This window comes from Nocardia speluncae NBRC 108251 (genome assembly GCF_001613245.1).
GTDB classification, from domain to species: domain Bacteria; phylum Actinomycetota; class Actinomycetes; order Mycobacteriales; family Mycobacteriaceae; genus Nocardia; species Nocardia speluncae.
In genome coordinates this window covers 105,057-123,297 of the sequence record NZ_BDBZ01000033.1, presented here as the reverse complement: position 1 = coordinate 123,297, position 18,241 = coordinate 105,057, and the positions used below count along the sequence as shown (strand labels likewise).

Sequence of the window (18,241 nt, the reverse complement as noted above, 5' to 3'; positions counted from 1 at the left end):
GATGGACGCGCGATGCCGGCCCGCCGGCACGACCGCACGATTCCGCATCGGCCGAGTCGGGCCCCTTCGCCGGGCGTTTCGCGGGTCTGTTCCCGGTGTACCGGCATACTTGTGAGTTTTCACAGTCGGGAACAAGATATAACTGTCGATTACGCAATATGCATCAGGTTTGCCGGCAAGGGGCTGGTAAAGATGGAAAACTCGTCGATTTATATTCTCGAATCGCTCCCGGACCGGCCGTCGGGCATGTAAATATGTGGCAGTTCTTGGCGGTACACATGGTGGAGTCGAGGTTTTGGCCGGGTCGCGGGCGCTGATCGCGCGCATTGTGGCGGTGTTCGCGCTGCTGTTCTGCGCTGTTGTCGCGCTGCGCGGACATATTCCGGGGATGCCGCAAAATCCGGCGGAGAACGCCGGGGGCGCATCCGCGGTGCTATCGGTCGTCCTCATGCCCGTCCTGCTCACCGTCTCGATCGTGGTGTTGCTGGCCGGGGTCATCGCCAGTCAGCACCGGCTGCCGTTGGCCATGCCCGACCTGGATGCCGACGAATCCGAACAGACCTGGCGGCTCGGTCGTTTCGGGGTGATCGTGCTGTTCGCGCTGGCTGTTGCCGGAGTGCTGGCGTCGATTGTTTTCGCCGTCTATTTCATCGGGTTCCAGCGCCCCGGCGAGCAGATTCCGGCGGCACCGGAACAGCGTTCCGAACAGCCCGCCCGGCCTGCTGTGCCGCCCGGAATGGAAGAGGACGAGCCGGTCCTCACCGGCACCGGCCTGATCCTGGCCAGCGCCGCCGCCGCGACTTTGGTGGCGGTAGCGGTGACAGGTCTGGTGGTCGTCACCGTGAACACGCAGCGCCGGGAACGCAGAACCGAATCCGAGGAGGCCGCGGGCGTCACCGACGAGCAGTTGCGTGCGGAAACCCTGTCCTTGGTCAAGGCTGCCGAGATGGGGCTGGCCGCGATGAACGCTCCCGGCCAGGACCCGCGTACCGCGATCATCGCCTGCTATCTGGCGGTGGAACGCGGGCTCGTCCACGCCCGTGCCGCCGCGCCGCTGGCCTCCGATACTCCCATGGAGGTGCTGGCCCGAGCCTTCGAGCACGGAGCCCTGCACGACGCCTCTGCCCGCGAGCTGGTCGCATTGTTCGAGGAAGCCAGATTCAGCCCGCACGCGATGCTGGAATGGCAGCGGATGCGTGCCGAGCAGTTGTTGCGCGTGGTGCTCTCCGATCTTCAGAGCACGCAGATACCCGGCGCATCCCATGCGGAATTGCCCGATCAAGTGACATATCTGCCCGGCGGGACGGTGGCCTGATGACCCGTCCATGGATAGTGGCGACTGCGATCCTTGCCGTCGCCGTTGTCGAGATCGTGGCTTATCTGCGGGCCCGCGAGTTCATGCTGATCGCCGCCGGCGTGCCGGTGGCAATCGCGCTGTGCTGCTTCGTCTGGGTGCTGTTACGCCCGGAGAAGAAAGAGAAGGAACTCGTCGACGAGATGGAAAACGGGCCCGCCGAAATGCTGCGCCACTGGCATGCCCGCGCCGAAATGCTTGTCGACCGCGCCGACGGAAACCGTGCCGATTGGGATCGGCATCTGCGCCCGCTGCTGGCCAAGGAGTTCCAATTGTCCGCCGGATTGCGGGTCAGCAAGAACCGGCGGGCGCTGGAAAGTGCCGGTATCCATCTTTTCGGTGCCGAATTGTGGTGCTGGGTGGATCCGGCGGATTCGGCGTTGCGTGACCAGAACACGCCCGCGCCGGGTCGCGCGGCTCTGGACGAGATCCTGAGCCGCCTTCAAAGAATGTGAGATGGGTCGACACATTGCGAGTAGAGACATGACGATGCCCCTGGACGCGACTGTCCAACGCACCGAAGCCGTGCTCCGGGAGGTTTCCCGGGTCGTGGTCGGTAAACGTGACGAGTTACAGCTCATCATGATCGCGATCCTGGCCGGTGGGCATGTGCTCATCGAGGACCTGCCCGGCCTGGGCAAAACATTGATCGCCCGCTCGTTCGCGGCGGCTCTCGGCCTGGATTTCACCCGGGTGCAGTTCACTCCCGACCTGCTGCCCGCCGATCTGCTCGGCTCCACCATCTACGACATGTCCACCGGCCGCTTCACCTTCCGGCGGGGCCCGGTGTTCACCCATATGCTGCTCGCCGACGAGGTGAACCGCACCCCACCGAAAACCCAGGCCGCACTGCTGGAGGCGATGGCCGAGGGACAGGTGAGCATCGACGGCGAAACCTTCCCGCTGCCGCAGCCTTTCGTGGTGCTCGCCACCGACAACCCCATCGAGTACGAGGGCACCTACCCGCTGCCGGAAGCTCAGCTGGACCGTTTCGCCATTCAATTGCGCCTCGGTTACCTCTCCGAACTCGACGAAACCGAGATGATCCGGCGCAGGCTGGAACGCGGTGCGGTGCAGCCGCGGGTGCAACAGGTGGTGGACGCGAAGGGGCTGCTGGAAATGCGCCACGCGGTCGAATTCGTCTCCGTGCACCCGGATGTGGTGGGTTATGTGGTGGCGCTGGCTTCGGCGACCCGCGGGCATGCACAGGTGGAAGTGGGTGCCAGCCCGCGCTCGGAACTGGATCTGGTGCAGATGGCGCGCGCCCGTGCGCTGCTGAACGGCCGCGACTACGTCATCCCCGAAGATGTGAAAGCCCTCGCCGTACCTGCCATGGCGCATCGCATCACCCTGCGGCCGGAAATGTGGGTGCGCCGGATCCGCGGCGAGGATGTGATCGGCGAACTCCTGCGCCGCCTCCCGGTTCCGCGCGCCGCCACCCCATGAGACACCGCGACGACACCGCGACCGTGGAGACGAGGCTGCGCTGGCGCCCCGCCCCGCTGACGTATCTGCTCGCCATCGCGTCGGCGGTCGCACTGTTCGGCGCGGTGATCTCGGCCAGCTGGCAGCTGGCGGTTTTCGCCGCGCCCATGCTCGGGGTGCTGGCCGGCGCGCCGTGGCAGGTCTCGCGCACCCGCATCCAGGTGGACGGTGGCGGCACCCAGCGGTGTTTCGAGGGCGAGCAGGTCACGGTCACCATCGCCGCGTTCGTCGACCAGGGACACGCCCTGCTGCGCTGCACACCGGTGATCACCGACGGGATGACGGTCACCGTCGACGAATCGTCGGATTCCGGGACGGCACCCGCCGGGTTGCGGTTGACGGTTTCGGCGCAGCGGTGGGGCCGCTATCCGATCTCGGTGCGGGTGAAGGCATTGAGCCCCGCCGGGATGGCGCTGGCCACCGCAACCCTGCCCGCCGGTGAAATCTTCGTCTACCCCGTCACAGACCCGCAGCGAATTCCGCTGCCCCGCACCGAACTGCCCGAACGTCTCGGCGTGCACCTGACCCGCCGGCACGGGCCCGGCGTGGAGTACGCCGATATCCGGGCCTACGCCCCCGGTGATCAGCTCCGCATCGTGAACTGGCCGGTGAGTGCCCGCCGCGGCCGGCTGTACGTGACCGAGCGCCTGACCAACCGCTCCGCCGACGTGGTCGTCCTGGTCGACACCTCCCAGCAGGCACCCGGCCCGGCCAGCGATGCCCTCGAACTATCGGTGCGCGGTGCCGCGCAGGTGGTGCAGTCCACGCTGCAGGCCGGTGACCGCACTGCCGTGGTCTGTCTCGGCCGGTCGCCGCGCTGGCTGCGCCCCGATATCGGCCGCCGCCAGTTCTACCGGATCGTCGACACCGTCCTCGACGTCGGCGACGAGCACATCCCCACCACCGGCACCCTCGCGCCGTGGGCCGCGGTGCCGCCCGGCGCGGTCGTCGTCGCGTTTTCCACGCTGCTGGACACCCAGTTCGCGCTCGCACTCATCGACCTGCGCAAACGCGGTCACGTGGTGGTGGCGGTGGATGTGCTGCGCGGCAGCCCGTTCGCCGGCGACCTCGACCCCACCATGGAGAAGATGTGGCAGCTCGAGCGGATGTCGATGTACCGCGATATGAGTACGGTCGGCGTCGATATCGTCGGCTGGGCCGCCGACACCCGGCTCGACCAGACCATGCGTCTGCTACCCCGGCGCCGGCGGATGATGCGGGTACGCCGATGACCAAATTCCTCGCCCACCTCTCCGGAATCCTGCTGGTGCTATCGGTCGCGTTGATCCAGCCGTGGGCGGCCCCGGCCGCGATCGTCCTGGTGATCACCGGCTGGTGGTGGCGTCTGGCGGCCGTCGGCGCGGTGCTGCTGGTGATCGGGGTGCTGGGACTGTCCGATGCCGGGCTGATCGCAGCCGCCGCCGCGGGCCTGGTCTCCACGACCTACCTGCTGAACATCGCCACCGTCACGGCCCCGCGGGGTGTGGTCCCGACGACGCTGCCCTCGGTGATCGGCGCCGTCGTCTGGACCGGCGCCGCGGCCGCCGCGGCCGCGCTACCCATCGAACTGGCGTGGTCGCCGGTGGCCGCACCGGTTCTGGTGATCCTGCTGTCCTCGATTCTCACCTACAGCATCACCGCTACCCGCCGGCGTCCTGCGAAATCGGATTCCGCGCCCGCGTCGGGCGCCGGCCGGTCAGGGCCGGGCTGACCCGGGCCGTGGCAGCTGTGTGCGCCGGCCGGATTCGGCAGAATCTTCTACGGGGTTTCCTGTTGACGAGTGTGATGTCGCCGCCGTAGTGGTCGAGGAGCCTGGGATCCATTACCGCGCGCCACAGCGGCGGGACGGCGGCGAGCAGGACCATGGTGGCGTAACCGAACGGCAGCTGGGGCGCTTCCTGCGAGCTGCGCAGCGTCTGGTAGCGACGGCCGGGGTTGGCGTGGTGGTCGCTGTGGCGTTGCAAATGGAGCAGGAAGACGTTGGTGACCAGGCGGTCGCTGTTCCAGCTGTGGCGTGGTGAGCATCGCTCGTATCGGCCGTCGGGGCGGCGCGTTCGGAGCAATCCATAGTGTTCGAGATAGTTCACGGTCTCGAGCAAGCCGATGCCGATCACGGCTTGCAGCACCAGGAAGGGGATGATGCCGGGCCCGAAGACGAGAATCATCGAGCCGAACAATGCGACGCTCATCGACCATGCCTGTAGCAGCTGATTATCGCGGCTCAACCATTTTTTCCCCTTGCGGGACAGGCGCTCCCGTTCCAGCGTGAGCGCCGATCGGAAACCGCCCCCCGCACTGCGCGGAATGAACGTCCACAACGACTCGCCGAACCGTGCGCTCGCCGGATCGCCGGGTGTGGCGACACGGACATGGTGGCCGCGGTTGTGTTCGACGATGAAATGACCGTATCCGGACTGTGCCAGTGCGATCTGCGCCAACCGCCGTTCGAGATGTTCGGCCCGGTGGCCGAGTTCGTGGGCGGCGTTGATGCCGATGCCGGAAACGACTCCCATCGTGACGGTCAGGCCCAGTTTGTCGATGAGCTGTAGTTCAGGGCGGGCCCACATGTATCCCGCAATGGCCAGGCCGGTGAACTGGATCGGCAGGAAGAGAAACGTGCACCAGCGGTAATAGCGATCGTTGGACAGTGCCTCGTAGTCCTCGTCTCGTGGGCTGCTGCCATCGCAGCCCAGCGTGACGTCCAGGATCGGTATCAGCACGAACACCACGATCGGACCGATCCACCAGAACAACGCCAGCCCCGTGAGGTCGACCAGTAGCGCCGGAAGTAGCGCGCAACCGGGCGCCACGGTACTCAGGATCCACAGATAGCGTTTGGGGTCGCGCGCGTTCGCCCGTCTGAGAATCGCCAGATCACGCGCCCGCGACCAACCGGCGCCGCGGGATCGTGGCAATTCTGCCGTCTGATCGCGGCGCCGGAGTACCGGAACCGGTTTGGTCTTCACCGTCTCACGGCAGCGCCGCGCAGTTCACCGGGGCGGGCGCACCTGCGAGGCGATCGGTCACCCACGGCAGCGAGGTGGTCATCGAGGGGAAGAACGCCAAATCGTGTGTGCTCAGGAATCCGCCTACGGGAGGCACGGCACCGTCGGCCTCCAGCTGAACGGCCGTACCGCCACCACACCAACTCGCGGCGATACCGCGGACGGCCGGGAACATCTCGTCGTTGCGCGCCGCGTAGATACGCACCGGCACCTCGGGAGCGGACCCGCCGAGCCGCTGCTCATCGAATGCCTTCTTCAATTCCGGGGAGCTTTCGATCACGGCCGTGATCGGCTGTCCGCTGGTGGTCCAGCGGGACGTCTGCGGCGGCTGAGTGACGGTGTTGGAGAGACCGCCGCCGCATTTGCCGATCGATTCGTGCAGGATAGCCTTACCGGTGTCGTTGAGGACGGCATCGAGCACCGGCCGGGTATCGGGGTAGTCGGCGGCGATACCGTTGAGGATCCACGCGATGGCCGGCGCGACGCCGGGTAGGCCATCGCTGCGCGCGATATATTCCGCGGGGCCGACCGGGGGCCCGCCCACATAGGCGCCGTGCACATTCAACTCCGGGGCATAGGCCGGTTTCAGTTCCGCCGCGGCCGCGGCGGCCATCCCGCCCTGCGAGTAGCCGTAGAGCATGACCGGCGAGCCGGGGTGGAGGCCACTGCCCGGCAGACGCAACGCTGCACGCGCGGAATCCAGTACCGCGTAGCCCTGGGTCTTGCGATTGAGGAAATTGTGGATACCCGGCGCGGCGAGGTCGTGATAGTCGGTCATCACCACCGCCATCCCCTGGGCCAGCAGGTATTGGATCGCCATGACGTCGTATTCGAAGACCACATCGACCGGCGGCTGGAATCGGACCACCTGCGACACCATCGCCGACGGCGCGCATTCGGGGCCTTGCCCCTGGGTGCCGCCCGCATATGCCACCAACGGACGTTCGCCGGGGCCGCGCCACGGCGCGGTCGGCTCCAGGTACGTGCCCACCACCGTGGTCGGCGCATCATGGGTATCGCTGCTGGCGTAGGTGAGGCGCGTCGACCGCACCGGCGTCGTTCCGGGCAGACCGGGTACCGAGAAGGCCACTTGCGATACTTCGGTACGGAAAATCTCGCCCCCGGCTGCCGGCGACTGCGATAGCGCCGGTTGTGTCCAGGCGGATGGTGCGCCCGCCGCGGCCCCGGCGACCATCAGAGTTCCCGACAGTACTGCGATCCATGCGCGCTTCCCGCTCTTCATTGCGATCCCTCCTGCGTACGGCACATCCCGGCAGCTATCGAACCGAAACGCGCCATGGACGCGAGCGCAACACCAAGGGCTCCTAGCAGCAAACGTGGCGCTTCGACTCAATAGTTCTAGATCGAGTTGCGAGTATTGCTGGTCGAGCGCGGAAACTGGCACATATGCACGTCGTGTCGCCGAAGAATCCGAGACCCGGCTCCGCCCTGGTTACTGTTCGGTCCCGGTTCGGCCGACGCGGCCGAAAGCCAGCAGCCGAGAATCGACGCGTTCGGCGCCGCCGGTCTGCTCTGCCACCACGGCGCGATTCGATCGGCTTCCTGTCGGTGGGGTGCCTCCAGGGCGTGCGCGCTCGCACTGTTGCGCCGTGCCCGGACTCGTTCCCGGCACTCGGAGAAGTGGTACCGGTGCGGGCGGTGGTAGGCATTCGTAGCACCGCCGCGCCTCCCACGACTTCGGTATCGCCGCATTAGCATCCATGATCGTTGGCTTCGCAGTTTCGGTTTCCGCAGATCGTCGGCGTACGGCTCAGGAAAGCAGGTCGATGAAAACCCTTCTCGCGCTGGTCGTTCGAATCGGATTGATATTTGTCTGCCTGGGGCTCGGTTCGACGGCCGGTCCGGCCGCGTTCGCCCAACCCGGCCCCGCCGCACCGAATCCCGTGTTGGTGATCGGCGGATTCGATGCCGACCATGGGATCCTGGAGAAGCTGCGCGAGGCTTTGGACGGGTGGGGATATTCGGCGTATTCCATCGTTCTTCCTGCTGTGCCGTCCCTCTCGGGTGCGCCGACGGGCTCGGCCCCCATCGCCGAATCAGCGGGCGCGGTCGCGCAGGCCGTGGACGAGATCCGGCGGGAGACCGGCGCGGCGCGGGTCGACGTGGCCGCGCATTCGATGGGTGGGCTCGCCGCCCGGCACTACGTCAAGTTCCTGCGCGGCGGCGAATCGATCGGCACCTATGTCGATTTCGGCACCCCGAATTCGGGCCAGTCGCTCGGCTTTCTCTGCTCCTTGTTCTGGCCGGGATGCCGCGATATCGCGCCGGAATCCCCGTTTCTGCGTGCGCTGAACGAACCGCCCGCGGTCCCGCCGGGACTCGTTGCCTACCACTTGTTCTCCGAGGACGAAGGCCCCGAACGTGAACCGCTGCCGGGCGCGATCAATGCGAGTGTGCAGGCGTTCTGTCCGGGCCGGCATGTGATCCACCGCGACGAACCACGCGACGGCGCGTTCCAGGAGCTGATCGTTTCGGCGCTGCGCGGGGGCCCGCTCGCCACCGGCTGCCCGTAGCAATACGGGGATCCAGTGGATCGCGCCGTCCGGGGGCGATCAGCTGATATCCGGTGCTTCAGGGGCGCGAACGGCCGACCGGAAGACGTATGGCCGGCGACCTCCGGTGAGGTCGCCGGCCATACGATCGAGAACGGGCGGTTACTCGGCGTAGGTGAGGACCACATCGCCCAGCACCGGCGCGTCCTCGCGGTCTACGGCGGTGGCACTGATGGTCAACTTGCCCGGTTCCTGCCAGATGCGTGACCGCAGCGTCTCACCGGGGAACAGGACCCCGGCGAATCGCGCCTTGAACCCGGTGACCCGTGTCGCCGCGGACTCCAGCACCGTATCGGTGGCGGTTTTGCAGATGATCCCGTACGTGCAGAGCCCGTGCAGGATCGGTGCCGGGAAACCGGCGCCCTTGGCGAATTCCGGATCCGAGTGCAGCGGGTTGCGGTCGCCGCAGAGGCGGTAGAGCAGCGCCTGCTGGGGCAGGGTCGCGGTGGTGACGTCGAAATCGGGGGCCCGGTCGGGGAGCTCCGCCTTGTTGCTGGGGCCTCGTTCGCCGCCGAAACCGCCTTCGCCGCGGGCGAAGATGGAGGACCGTTCGGTCCACAGGGCTTCGCCGTCGGAGCCGGTGATGGTGAATTCCTGCACGATCACCGCGTTGGATCCCTTGTCCCAGATCTCGCTGATCCTGCCGGTGCGGGTCGCTTTACCCGAAGCGGGCAGCGGCCGATGCACTTGGATTTCCTGCGCGCCGTGCACCACCTTGGCGAGATCGATATCGACGCCGGGGAATTTCACCTTCGGTGGGTCGGTATCGCGCAGGGTGTGCGCGACGGTGGCGAAGGTGGGCAGGACCTGCGGTTCCCGGTCGTCGAGGTAGCGCAGTTCGGCAGGATCGGTCCAGAGGTGTCCCGCGCCGATACCCAGGTGGTACAGCGCGATATCGGAGGCGGTCCAGGAGAATTCTTTGCTCGGCAGTTCCGCGCCGAGCGCTACCTGTGGATCGATGGGCATAACTTCTCCTCGGCTCAGGCCTCGGCCGGTGACGCGGTGGACCCGGCCTTCTTGCGGTCGATGATGTCGTGGACGGCGAGGTAGCCGAAAGCGATGGCCGGGCCGATGGTGGCGCCGGGGCCGGCGTAGGTGTGGCCCATCACCGGGGTCGACACATTGCCGGAGGCGTAGAGGCCGTCGATCGCGCTGCCGTCCTCGCGGAGTACGCGGGCCGCGGTATCGGCGACCAGGCCCCCCTTGGTACCGAGATCGCCGGGCACCATCTTTGCTGCGTAGAACGGCCCCTGGACCAGGGCGGCGAGGCACGGGTTGGGTTTGACGGTGGGGTCGCCGTAGTAGCGGTCGTACTGGCTGTCGCCGCGGTTGTAGTCCTCGTCCTTGCCGGAATCGGCGAACTTGTTGAACCGTTCGACGGTGGCGGCGAGCTTATCGGCGGGAACCCCGATCTTCTCGGCCAGTTCCTGCAGGGTGGCGGCCTTGACGATCAGATCGTTCTCCATCCAGCGCGACGGGAACTTCAGGCCCGGCTGAAGGCTGGCGAACATGTACCGGTTGCGGTAGCGCTGATCGAAAACCAGCCAGGTCGGGATGTTCTCGCCCGGACCCTCGCCCTGCCCGTATTCACCGCCGTACATGGTGTGCACGGCCTCCACGTAGGGCGCGGATTCGTTGCCGAATCGCTCACCCTTCGGGTTGATCATGATCGAACCCGGCAGGTTGCGTTCGGACAGCGCGAACCACGGCTTACCACCCTTGAAGATGGTCGGACCCCACCAGGCGTCCTCCATGAAGCCGATCGCGGCACCCGCGTCCATACCGGCGAGGATGCCATCTCCGGTGTTGGTGGCGGCGCCGGTCGTCCACTCAGTGGTAATCGGTTCCCGCTGGTACTTCGCGCGCATCTCGGCGTTGTGCTCGAACCCGCCGCTACCCAGCACCACACCGTGGCGGGCGGTGAAGCGGACGGTTTCACCGTTGTGGGTCGCCTCGACACCGGTGACCTTGCCGTCTTCGATCACCAGTTTGTTCATCGGGGTGTCGAGCAGCAGGGGCACGTTCGCATCCATCAGGCCCTTGCGCATACCGGCGATGATCGCCTGACCCATCACCATCAGATGCTTGCGGGTGAACTTGGCCCAGTAGGTACGCACACCGACCCGCAGCGCCCGGATCATGCCCTTGGGATGGCGGCGGATCAGGTTCAGCCGGACGAAATCGGCCTGGGTGACGGCGACGTTCAGCGGTGCTTTGGAGTAAGGCGGGTGGATATTGAAGCGTTCGTCACCGAGGATCATGGCGTTGAACGGTTTGGGTTCACAGGATCGGCCACCGGCCCGGCCACCGGGAGCTTCGGGGTAGTAGTCGGAGTACCCCTTGACCCATTCCATTTCCAGCGGGCTGTTGGCCAGCACGAAGTCGAGGGCTTCCGCGCCGCGGTCGATGTAGGTGTCGATCCGTTCTGCGGGCACGACGTCGCCGATGATGCTGTGCAGGTACCTGCGCGCTTCTTCGCGGTCGTCGGGACCGCCCGTATCGCGCAGGGCCTTGTTGCCGGGGATCCACACCCCGCCCCCCGAGCGTGCGGTGGACCCACCGTAGTACGGCGCCTTCTCCAGGAGCACCACACTCAGCCCGTTGTGCGCGGCGGTGAGGGCGGCGGTCATTCCGGCGGCGCCGCTGCCGACCACCACCACATCGTATTCCCGATCGTTCATGTAGAACACGTTATAGAATGATGCCGCTGTTGGTCTATGTTGTGTGGCAGAAGACTTATTCTGCCGCGGAAACGGCAGCGAAACTCGTTTCAATTTTCGGTGGAGTTGGCTAGATGACGCAGGAATGGGACCTGACCGCGGACGTGGTGGTCGTCGGATACGGAGCGGCCGGAGCAGCGACGGCGCTGCAGGCCACCGAGGACGGTGCCCAGGTACTCGTCCTGGACCGATTCACCGGCGGGGGAGCAACCGCACTGTCCGGCGGGATCATCTACGCCGGCGGAGGGACCTGGGTGCAGCGCGCGGGCGGAGTCGAGGACACACCCGAGCAGATGCTCGCCTATCTGGAACGTGAGGTCGGCGATGCGGTCGCGCCCGCGACACTGCGCCGGTTCGTCGACGGCAGCCCGGCCATGATCGACTGGCTGACCGGTCACGGGGTGCCGTTCGAGGCGTCGCTGTGCCCGTACAAGACCTCGTACCCGAACAACGACTACTACCTCTACTACTCCGGTAGCGAGATCTCCGGCGCCTTCAACGACATCACCCCCGCCCAACGCGGCCACCGGGTCAAGGGGTGGGGCACTTCGGGGAAGAAGCTGTTCGCGCCGCTCGCCCGGTCCGCGGCAAACAAGGGTGTCCGGGTCGAATCGCTCACCACGGCGACCACGCTGCTCACCGACGACACCGGCGCCGTGGTCGGGGTGCAGTGCCGCACCCTGCGCGATGCCCCCTCCCGGGTTCGCGCGCGCTACATCCGGATGGCCGCCGTCGCCGCCAAGCCCGGAATCTATTACCCACCCCTGCGCCGCGCACTGGAAAAACAGCTCGCCCGCCTCGACCGCCGGTACGGCACCACCCTCCGAGTGCTCGCCCGGCGCGGCGTTGTCCTCACTGCGGGTGGCTTCATCGCCAACCGGGAAATGATGCGTGCCTACGCCCCCGCCTACAGGAACGGCCTGGCACTTGGCAGCTCCGGCGACGACGGCAGCGGTATCGAAATGGGCCGCAATGCCGGCGCCGCCACCTCCCGGATGGGCAATGTCTCGGCCTGGCGGTTCCTGCTGCCGCCGAGCTCGTTCGCCGGTGCGCTGCTCGTCGACGGGAAAGGGCAGCGGGTGATAGATGAAACCCGCTACGGCGCCGCGGTCGGTGACGCCCTGATCAACCGGCACGACGGTATCGGCTTCCTGCTCGCCGACGACGAACTGATGCGGAAGGCGATCTCCCAGATAGGCCCGCAGGCCGCCTGGTTCCAGCGGATGCAGTTCGAGGTCATGCGGCGAAAGGCGAAGCGAGGCAAGACTCTGGACGCCGTCGCCGCCGCGGCAGGTATCGACGCGTCAGGTCTGCGGGAAACGGTCGCCGCACACAACTCCGCATACGCCACCGGCGCCCCCGACCCGGTAGATAAACCCGCCGAGTATGTCCGCCCCGTCGGTGGCGGCCCGTACTGGCTGGTGGATGTCTCGATCAAACGAAGCCTGACCAACCCCTGCCCGATGTTCACGGTTGGCGGGCTGGTTGTCGACGAGGACACCGGTGCGGTGAAGGGCGCCGACGGCGGCGATATTCCGGGCCTGTATGCGGCCGGTCGGACAGCCGCCGGAATCTGCGTGAACTCCTACGTCAGCGGGCTGTCTTTGTCCGACTGCATTTTCTCCGGCCGGCGCGCGGGTCGCAGCGCGGCAGGCGAACAGTCTGCCGCCGCCGACACCGGCAGGCGAAAGTAGCGTCAGGCGTCGGCAGAGTCGGCACAGTTCCCGGCGCGGCGGCACCCGGCACGCCAACCGTGCCTCATATGCGCCATGCTCAGTGGTCGTGAACCTGCCACCGAAGGTGGACCGAATCAACGGCGTTCGAGCATTCTCTGGAGGTCTTCTACCAAGATTCCGTGGGATCCGGTAATGCTGCACACCTTATCCAGAAGCCAGCGCGCGGTTGATTCCTCGCGGGTTCTATTCGAATTCAGGTCGCGCACGGTAATAACAATCGGATACTTCGAGAAAGGAATCCCGAGGTCATCCTCGTATTCGTGCGACATTTCCAGCTCCACCACGGTGTTGTCGAATATGAAAGCCCTCAAAGTGGCACCGTCAAGCACTTGTTGCGTACGCGGACGGGATCCAGTGATCGTCTGGATGGATTCGATCAGAGCCGATTCCTCTGCGTCTGTGTCGATGAATATCTGGTGATGCGAACTCACGACATATCTCCTAGGGCCAATTGATTTCCCAGCCGTCGCCAATTATGCGTACGGTGGTCATCGTATCCGGACTTGCACCGAGGAACCTATTCAAACCACGCTGCGCTTCATCTTGCGATATTCCGCTGTGCTTTGCGTTGATAATTGCATTCGGTGCCTGACCGCTGGCCGAGTCCAATGCATTCTTTACCGTGTTGTTCGAAGCGCCTTCGTTGAGGGTCTTGAATTCTGTTGGGGTGCCGTTGACGAGCGCATCGGGAGTTCTAGTTGTGCCTTCCGCCACACCCTTGACATCTTTCCGTCATTTGCAATGAATTTCCGCGATTTCTCTCTCTGCTGGATCGAATGGCTTTTCCGATTCGTCTATTTCACCACGTCTCGGCGTCGAGGCGGCTTCTACGGCCCAGTTCGGTGGGCAACTCGGTGGTTTCGGATGCCCCGGCGAGAGCGTTCCAGACGGTGTAAGCGGCGTGCAGTTTGTGGGTGTCGCCGTTGGGGGTGGGTATAACGATCTTGCGGGCGAGGTCGAGTCCGTCGTCGACCAGGCCGGACGCAGGGCCGCCGCCGACGGAGGGCGGTGGTGGAGACCGAGGAGCGAATATCAGGGGCGGATCGGCTGGTTTCGCAGGCGGTGGTGTGCCGGAGACCGGATCGTGGTCGGCCAAGGCGTAGAGGTGGCCGATCTGGTTGAGTGCGGTGATGTACCGGTCGGCAACGGTGATCAGGGCGGTGACGAGCTGGTCGGTGTCCTGGACGTGCTTGTTGTAGTGGTCGCCCCAGTGCTTTCCTGGGCCGATACTGCCGGCCATGGCCGCGGTTCTTTCGAGAGCTTTCAAGTGGAATGTGTAGGTGGTGAAGAATTCGCCGGCGGCGTGGTTGATGCCGGCGGCGGCCGCGTAGTAGGTGGCCGGGTCGACGTTGATGTAGTTCATCGGCCGTTATCGGCGGCCGAGGATGCGTTGCACGGTGTCGATGGCGGTGGTGTAGCGGGTGTGGGCGTCGAGGGCGGCTTGGCGCATGGCGTCGATGCCTTCGCTGACATCGGTGGCGCCGGTCGCCCATTGGCGGTACGCGTCGGCTTGGGTTCGGGCGGCGTCACCGGTCCAGGTGTGTTGCAGGCCGTCCATGCGTTGCTGGAGGCTGGTGAGGCTGTCGTTGAGGAAGCCGACGAAATTGCCTGCGCGGGCAGTGAGGTTGTCGAGTTGGTCGAGGTCGACTTGAAAGGCTTGTGAATCGTCGGGCACGATGGATGCCCCGGGGATATGGCTAAAGGTTCAGCGATGGGTAGCTCTGGGAATTGGTGTCGTCTTGTTCGACGAACCACGCGGTGGTGATGCCCAAGAGTTCGGCGATGGTCGACAACGCTTCCAGTACCTCGACCGCGCCTTGTTTGGTTTCGTCCCAGCCAACGCGGTAGGCGTTGGCCGAGTGTCCTTTCCATACCCCGAGTACGGCATCGATCTCGGTGTCGAGAGTGTGTAGGGCGTTCACCAGTTAGTCGGCGGTGAGCTGCATGAACTTACCCGCATCCAAGACGTGGCCAGGAACAACCTGCAAGCCCGGATCCGCTGTCTCCTCTGACAAAACGTCCCCCCGGACTCATCGAACAATCGCTGTACCAACAGCCCTGGCGCATGGTGCTCTGTCAACCGAGCGGATGCGACGTAAGGACGGTCTGCTGTAGATCACATTTTTTGATCTTCGCGGTGGTCATGAGAGACGGTCGGCTGGATTCTCCATGCAGAGGCCTGGTTTCCCGGCGGCCTCGAAGTACACCTATGGCGGCATTTTCTCCGGCTGGCGCGCGGTCGCAGCGCGGCGGATGCCAACACCTCGACGGCTTCGCCGGTTACCGCTCCTCCTTCCATGGACTGACGAGGGCGGATGCTCGCCGTCCAGGGTCGAATAGGCACGCAGACCGGTCGCTCAGCCGGACCGGATGGGCACCGCGGTCCGATCCCATACCGGGCAGGCCGTGTTTCATCAGTCCGTCCAGAGAGGGGGTGCCGAACGGGCCGTACGCGGGCTCCGGAACGGAGTCCACGAGATGAGGTTCCGGTGCCGCTGGTTCGCTCCGTAACTCGGCTGGTACCCGGGCCGATGCTGGTGCGAGGACACCTGCCATCGCGAGTTGGCTGGTGGCCGCTGCGGTGTGGAACCCGTCGTCATCACCGAACACCTCGGCGATGAGCGAGGGGGTCACGGCGCCGAACTCGGCGGCGCACACCATCGTGACCGCCGCCGCCCGCCGTTGCTCACCGACGATTGCTACGACAGTGTCGACCGCCTCGTCTGTGGCCCACACACTGGGGATCGCCGCCGCGCACTGATCGGCCGCCAGGGACTGATCGGCCACATACCAGCGGCCGGCCTCCCATCGGAAGCCGAAGGGCCGGACCGTGCCCTTCCCGGCCGGGCCCGTCACGGTTTCTCCCCACAACACTGCCCGTCCGCCAGGGAGTGAGTGCAGCACCGCCCCGCTGTGGTGACCGTTCTGGAACCACGCCAGCAACGGCAGGATACGGGGGCCGCGCAGGTCTCGCGCCGCGGCGAAGGCGGCCGCAGTCACCGTCCACCGGGCCCACAACTGTGGATACGGCGGCAGCGTATCGGGTCGCTGGGGAATGTGGCTGTTCATAGCGAGAGCCGTTCGGTTGATTGTCGGTTTCGGACACCGGCGTGCCGGTCGCGGAATCAGATGGGCGCGGTGAGTTCGAGTTGGATGCCGTCGGGGTCGGCGAATGCGAGAATCGCTATCCCGAACTGGTCCATTTCAGTGATCTTCCCGGGTGTTACTCCGGCCGCGGCCAGCCGGGCCGCCGCCGCGACGAGGTCCTTGCGGCTGTCGACCGTGAAACTGAGGTGATCGAGCCCGACCCGGTCGGGGTCGAATCTGTCGGTCGGCGCGGCCACCGGGCGCAGGCCCAACAGCATGCCGTTCGCCTGGAACACGACCCCGCCGTAGAGGGCGAAGGGGTCGGTACGAACTGCCGGGTCTTCGGGGCTACCGGCGGATTCCGCGGCCACCGCAAATCCCAGCACCTCTCCGTAGAAGCGACGAGAACGCTCTATGTCGGTGACGGTCAACCGAATGTGATGGGTACCAGTGGTCGAAACAAGCGGCGGCATCTTGGGCTCCGGGGTAGCGCGAGGTCGTCCGGGTGGTGCCCGGTGACCGGGATATGACGACAGTAGGACCGTTTCCCACCGATTTGAAGTGTCGGATACGACATGTTCAGTACTGTTTCCGACATGGATGTGGCAATTGTCGCTATGGACGGCGTCGCCGACCTCGGCCTCACGGCGGTGCTGGAGACGTTTGCCCTCGCCGATAGGCTCCGACACAGGCTCGTGGCGCCCCCATCACCGTGGCGGGTACACACAGTGTCGACCGGTAGCAGTATCCAGTCCGGCAACGGCTACACCGTGCCCACTGTGGCTCTGGGCGATCTGCAGTTCCACTCCGATGCGGCGGCCGTGCCCGGTGTGCTGATCGTGCCCGCCGTGCAGATCGGCGATCCGCAGGAACTCATCGCTCATGTATCGGGCGTCGGAAGCCGGCCGATACTGGACTGGATCGGCCGCGCACACTCCGCGGGGGTACATATCGCGGGCGCTTGCGCCGGTACATTCTTCCTGGCCGAAGCCGGTGTGCTCGACGGATTGCCGGCGACGACCAGCTGGTGGCTCGGTCCCGCCTTCCGCAAACGGTATACAGCAGTCGACCTGGACGAGAGCTTGACCGTGTGCCGCACCGAATCGGTTGTCACCGCCGGCGCATATCTCGCCCATGTCGATCTGGCATTGTCCCTGATCCACACGGCCAGTCCTGCCTTGGCCGAAAAGACCGCGCGGTTTCTGGTGACGGGCAGTGCCCGCGCTCAGGCCGACCATATCGTTCCCGAAGTAATGGCACAGGGCAACTCGCTGCTCGCTGGTTTCGAACACTGGGTCCGCCGGAACATCGGCGAGCAGTTCCGCATTTCGACTGCCGCACACGAGCTCGGCATAACCGAACGGAGTCTGCAACGGATCACCCAGGCGGAGCTGGGAATGTCGCCGAAGGATTTCGTTCACGATATCCGGATCGCGCACGCGGCACATCTGCTGCGAACGACATCGCTTTCATTGGAGTCGATCGCATCGCGAGTCGGGTACTTGAACGCTGGCACGCTGCGAAACTTGGTACGCCGCCGACGTGGTATGAGCGTTGCCGAATTGCGCGCGATACCCAACGTATGGTGACGCCGCCGCGCGCTTGTCTCGCTGATCAGGAACGGATCTGGCCGCTCTCGCGCCTCCAGCGCTGCTCTCGAACCCGGCGCGAAGTCGATATCTTCCCCTGGCGAACACATCGGCCGCCGGGCACGAGGATCCGAACATCTCACCCATGCTCACCGCGGCGATCGAGCCCCTGTACCCGGTGGCTGCTTACAAGCGGACGTTCGCCAGTAAACGCGACCTCGGGCGGGACTACGTCGTGGTGCCACTGGAGGGGCTGTGGTGGGCTGGCCATATGGATTCCTTCACGACGGCGCGGGACACATCCCGGTGGAACCGGACGCTGATTTCCGCCGGGTGGCGCCGGAGGAACAGCGGACGATCCTCCGGCAACCGGCCGGCTCCGCCGCTCCGGTAGTCGCTGCCTCGTATATCCGTTTGTGCGCAACGGCATTCGTCATTTCGGTTCGATCGCGTCGATACCGGCCTCGCCCCTGCTTCGCGGCGGAACCGGTTGCAGACCGCTCATGTCCGCATCGAGGAACCTGGTCCCGCGCGAATCGGCTCGTACAGTGGCGCGGCGTGGCTATACGACGGAACGGACCCGACGGATCGATGCGCCGGTTGGCGGAGCGTGAGATTGCCCGCGGATCGGGCGGCCGAGTACGCCGGCCCGCAGGTTCCACCGAGGTCGATATCGCCTATCTCCGGCCGGC

Annotated in this window: 19 protein-coding genes and 1 pseudogene; 9 read left to right on the top strand and 11 right to left on the bottom strand. The window is 65.7% G+C overall.

The genetic code is table 11. The annotated features are described in order from the left end of the window. Positions 1 to 295: 295 nt before the first annotated feature. Genes NS6_RS24155 through NS6_RS24135 form a run of 5 tightly spaced genes read left to right on the top strand, consistent with a single transcriptional unit; the run spans position 296 to position 4,550 of the window. Positions 296 to 1,315 (top strand): DUF4129 domain-containing protein, encoded by a 1,020-nt coding sequence (locus NS6_RS24155; protein WP_068045694.1) that lies wholly within the window; start codon positions 296 to 298, stop codon positions 1,313 to 1,315. After that, complete coding sequence (locus tag NS6_RS24150; RefSeq protein ID WP_068045691.1) at positions 1,315 to 1,809, top strand: hypothetical protein; 495 nt, start codon at positions 1,315 to 1,317, stop codon at positions 1,807 to 1,809. The genes NS6_RS24155 and NS6_RS24150 overlap by 1 nt, the downstream gene beginning before the upstream one ends. Before the next feature lie 28 nt (positions 1,810 to 1,837). Further along, positions 1,838 to 2,800 (top strand): AAA family ATPase, encoded by a 963-nt coding sequence (locus NS6_RS24145; protein ID WP_068045688.1) that lies wholly within the window; start codon positions 1,838 to 1,840, stop codon positions 2,798 to 2,800. Then, positions 2,797 to 4,071, top strand: a complete 1,275-nt coding sequence (locus NS6_RS24140) for a DUF58 domain-containing protein (protein WP_068045685.1) — start codon at positions 2,797 to 2,799, stop codon at positions 4,069 to 4,071. Before NS6_RS24145 ends, NS6_RS24140 begins: the two co-directional genes overlap by 4 nt. After that, entirely contained in the window at positions 4,068 to 4,550 is a 483-nt protein-coding gene (locus tag NS6_RS24135) for a hypothetical protein (protein ID WP_068045682.1), read from the top strand. The genes NS6_RS24140 and NS6_RS24135 overlap by 4 nt, the downstream gene beginning before the upstream one ends. Here the strand turns inward: NS6_RS24135 and NS6_RS24130 are convergent. After that, positions 4,480 to 5,712 (bottom strand): alkane 1-monooxygenase, encoded by a 1,233-nt coding sequence (locus NS6_RS24130; RefSeq protein WP_210747239.1) that lies wholly within the window; start codon positions 5,710 to 5,712, stop codon positions 4,480 to 4,482. The two genes, NS6_RS24135 and NS6_RS24130, sit on opposite strands and share 71 nt — an antisense overlap. Positions 5,713 to 5,809: 97 nt before the next feature. Then, positions 5,810 to 7,087, bottom strand: coding sequence for a lipase family protein (locus tag NS6_RS24125; RefSeq protein WP_068045892.1), 1,278 nt, complete (start codon positions 7,085 to 7,087; stop codon positions 5,810 to 5,812). Positions 7,088 to 7,631: 544 nt separating this feature from the next. Here NS6_RS24125 and NS6_RS24120 point away from each other — a divergent pair. Further along, a complete protein-coding gene (locus tag NS6_RS24120; RefSeq protein WP_084471361.1) occupies positions 7,632 to 8,378 on the top strand; it encodes an esterase/lipase family protein in 747 nt (248 codons plus the stop codon). A 141-nt stretch (positions 8,379 to 8,519) separates the two neighbouring features. Here the strand turns inward: NS6_RS24120 and chsH3 are convergent, their stop codons facing one another. Together chsH3 and kstD are read right to left on the bottom strand one after the other, a co-directional pair. Further along, on the bottom strand, positions 8,520 to 9,383 hold the full coding sequence (gene chsH3 / locus NS6_RS24115) for an enoyl-CoA hydratase ChsH3 (protein ID WP_068045679.1): 864 nt from the start codon (positions 9,381 to 9,383) through the stop codon (positions 8,520 to 8,522). A gap of 14 nt (positions 9,384 to 9,397) precedes the next feature. Beyond that, positions 9,398 to 11,107, bottom strand: a complete 1,710-nt coding sequence (gene kstD, locus NS6_RS24110) for a 3-oxosteroid 1-dehydrogenase (RefSeq protein WP_068045677.1) — start codon at positions 11,105 to 11,107, stop codon at positions 9,398 to 9,400. A 104-nt stretch (positions 11,108 to 11,211) separates the two neighbouring features. Between kstD and NS6_RS24105 the strand changes: the two genes are divergently transcribed. After that, entirely contained in the window at positions 11,212 to 12,831 is a 1,620-nt protein-coding gene (locus NS6_RS24105) for an FAD-binding protein (protein WP_068045674.1), read from the top strand. A 116-nt stretch (positions 12,832 to 12,947) separates the two neighbouring features. On the opposite strand, the gene NS6_RS24100 is transcribed toward NS6_RS24105, so the two are convergent. The 7 genes from NS6_RS24100 to NS6_RS24075 form a co-directional block, all read right to left on the bottom strand. Further along, entirely contained in the window at positions 12,948 to 13,304 is a 357-nt protein-coding gene (locus tag NS6_RS24100; RefSeq protein ID WP_068045672.1) for a hypothetical protein, read from the bottom strand. A gap of 10 nt (positions 13,305 to 13,314) precedes the next feature. Then, complete coding sequence (locus NS6_RS34210; RefSeq protein ID WP_084471360.1) at positions 13,315 to 13,587, bottom strand: CdiA C-terminal domain-containing protein; 273 nt, start codon at positions 13,585 to 13,587, stop codon at positions 13,315 to 13,317. An 85-nt stretch (positions 13,588 to 13,672) separates the two neighbouring features. Further along, on the bottom strand, positions 13,673 to 14,236 hold the full coding sequence (locus NS6_RS24095; RefSeq protein WP_068045669.1) for a hypothetical protein: 564 nt from the start codon (positions 14,234 to 14,236) through the stop codon (positions 13,673 to 13,675). 6 nt (positions 14,237 to 14,242) lie between these two features. Further along, the gene (locus NS6_RS24090; protein ID WP_068045667.1) at positions 14,243 to 14,548 is read right to left on the bottom strand and encodes a WXG100 family type VII secretion target; all 306 of its coding nucleotides are present in this window, start codon (positions 14,546 to 14,548) and stop codon (positions 14,243 to 14,245) included. A 22-nt stretch (positions 14,549 to 14,570) separates the two neighbouring features. Then, positions 14,571 to 14,795 carry a WXG100 family type VII secretion target gene (locus NS6_RS24085; RefSeq protein ID WP_168443494.1) on the bottom strand — a complete coding sequence of 75 codons (225 nt, stop codon included), beginning with the start codon at positions 14,793 to 14,795 and terminating at the stop codon, positions 14,571 to 14,573. A gap of 358 nt (positions 14,796 to 15,153) precedes the next feature. Then, positions 15,154 to 15,942: a hypothetical protein gene (locus tag NS6_RS24080; RefSeq protein WP_068045665.1), complete on the bottom strand. Its 789-nt coding sequence runs from the start codon at positions 15,940 to 15,942 to the stop codon at positions 15,154 to 15,156. Positions 15,943 to 15,998: 56 nt separating this feature from the next. After that, positions 15,999 to 16,433, bottom strand: coding sequence for a VOC family protein (locus NS6_RS24075; RefSeq protein WP_068045662.1), 435 nt, complete (start codon positions 16,431 to 16,433; stop codon positions 15,999 to 16,001). A 123-nt stretch (positions 16,434 to 16,556) separates the two neighbouring features. Between NS6_RS24075 and NS6_RS24070 the strand changes: the two genes are divergently transcribed. Then, positions 16,557 to 17,549, top strand: coding sequence for a GlxA family transcriptional regulator (locus NS6_RS24070; RefSeq protein WP_068045886.1), 993 nt, complete (start codon positions 16,557 to 16,559; stop codon positions 17,547 to 17,549). 118 nt (positions 17,550 to 17,667) lie between these two features. Continuing rightward, positions 17,668 to 17,874, top strand: a pseudogene (locus NS6_RS36015) (GyrI-like domain-containing protein); the annotation flags it as partial. Positions 17,875 to 18,241 lie beyond the last annotated feature (367 nt).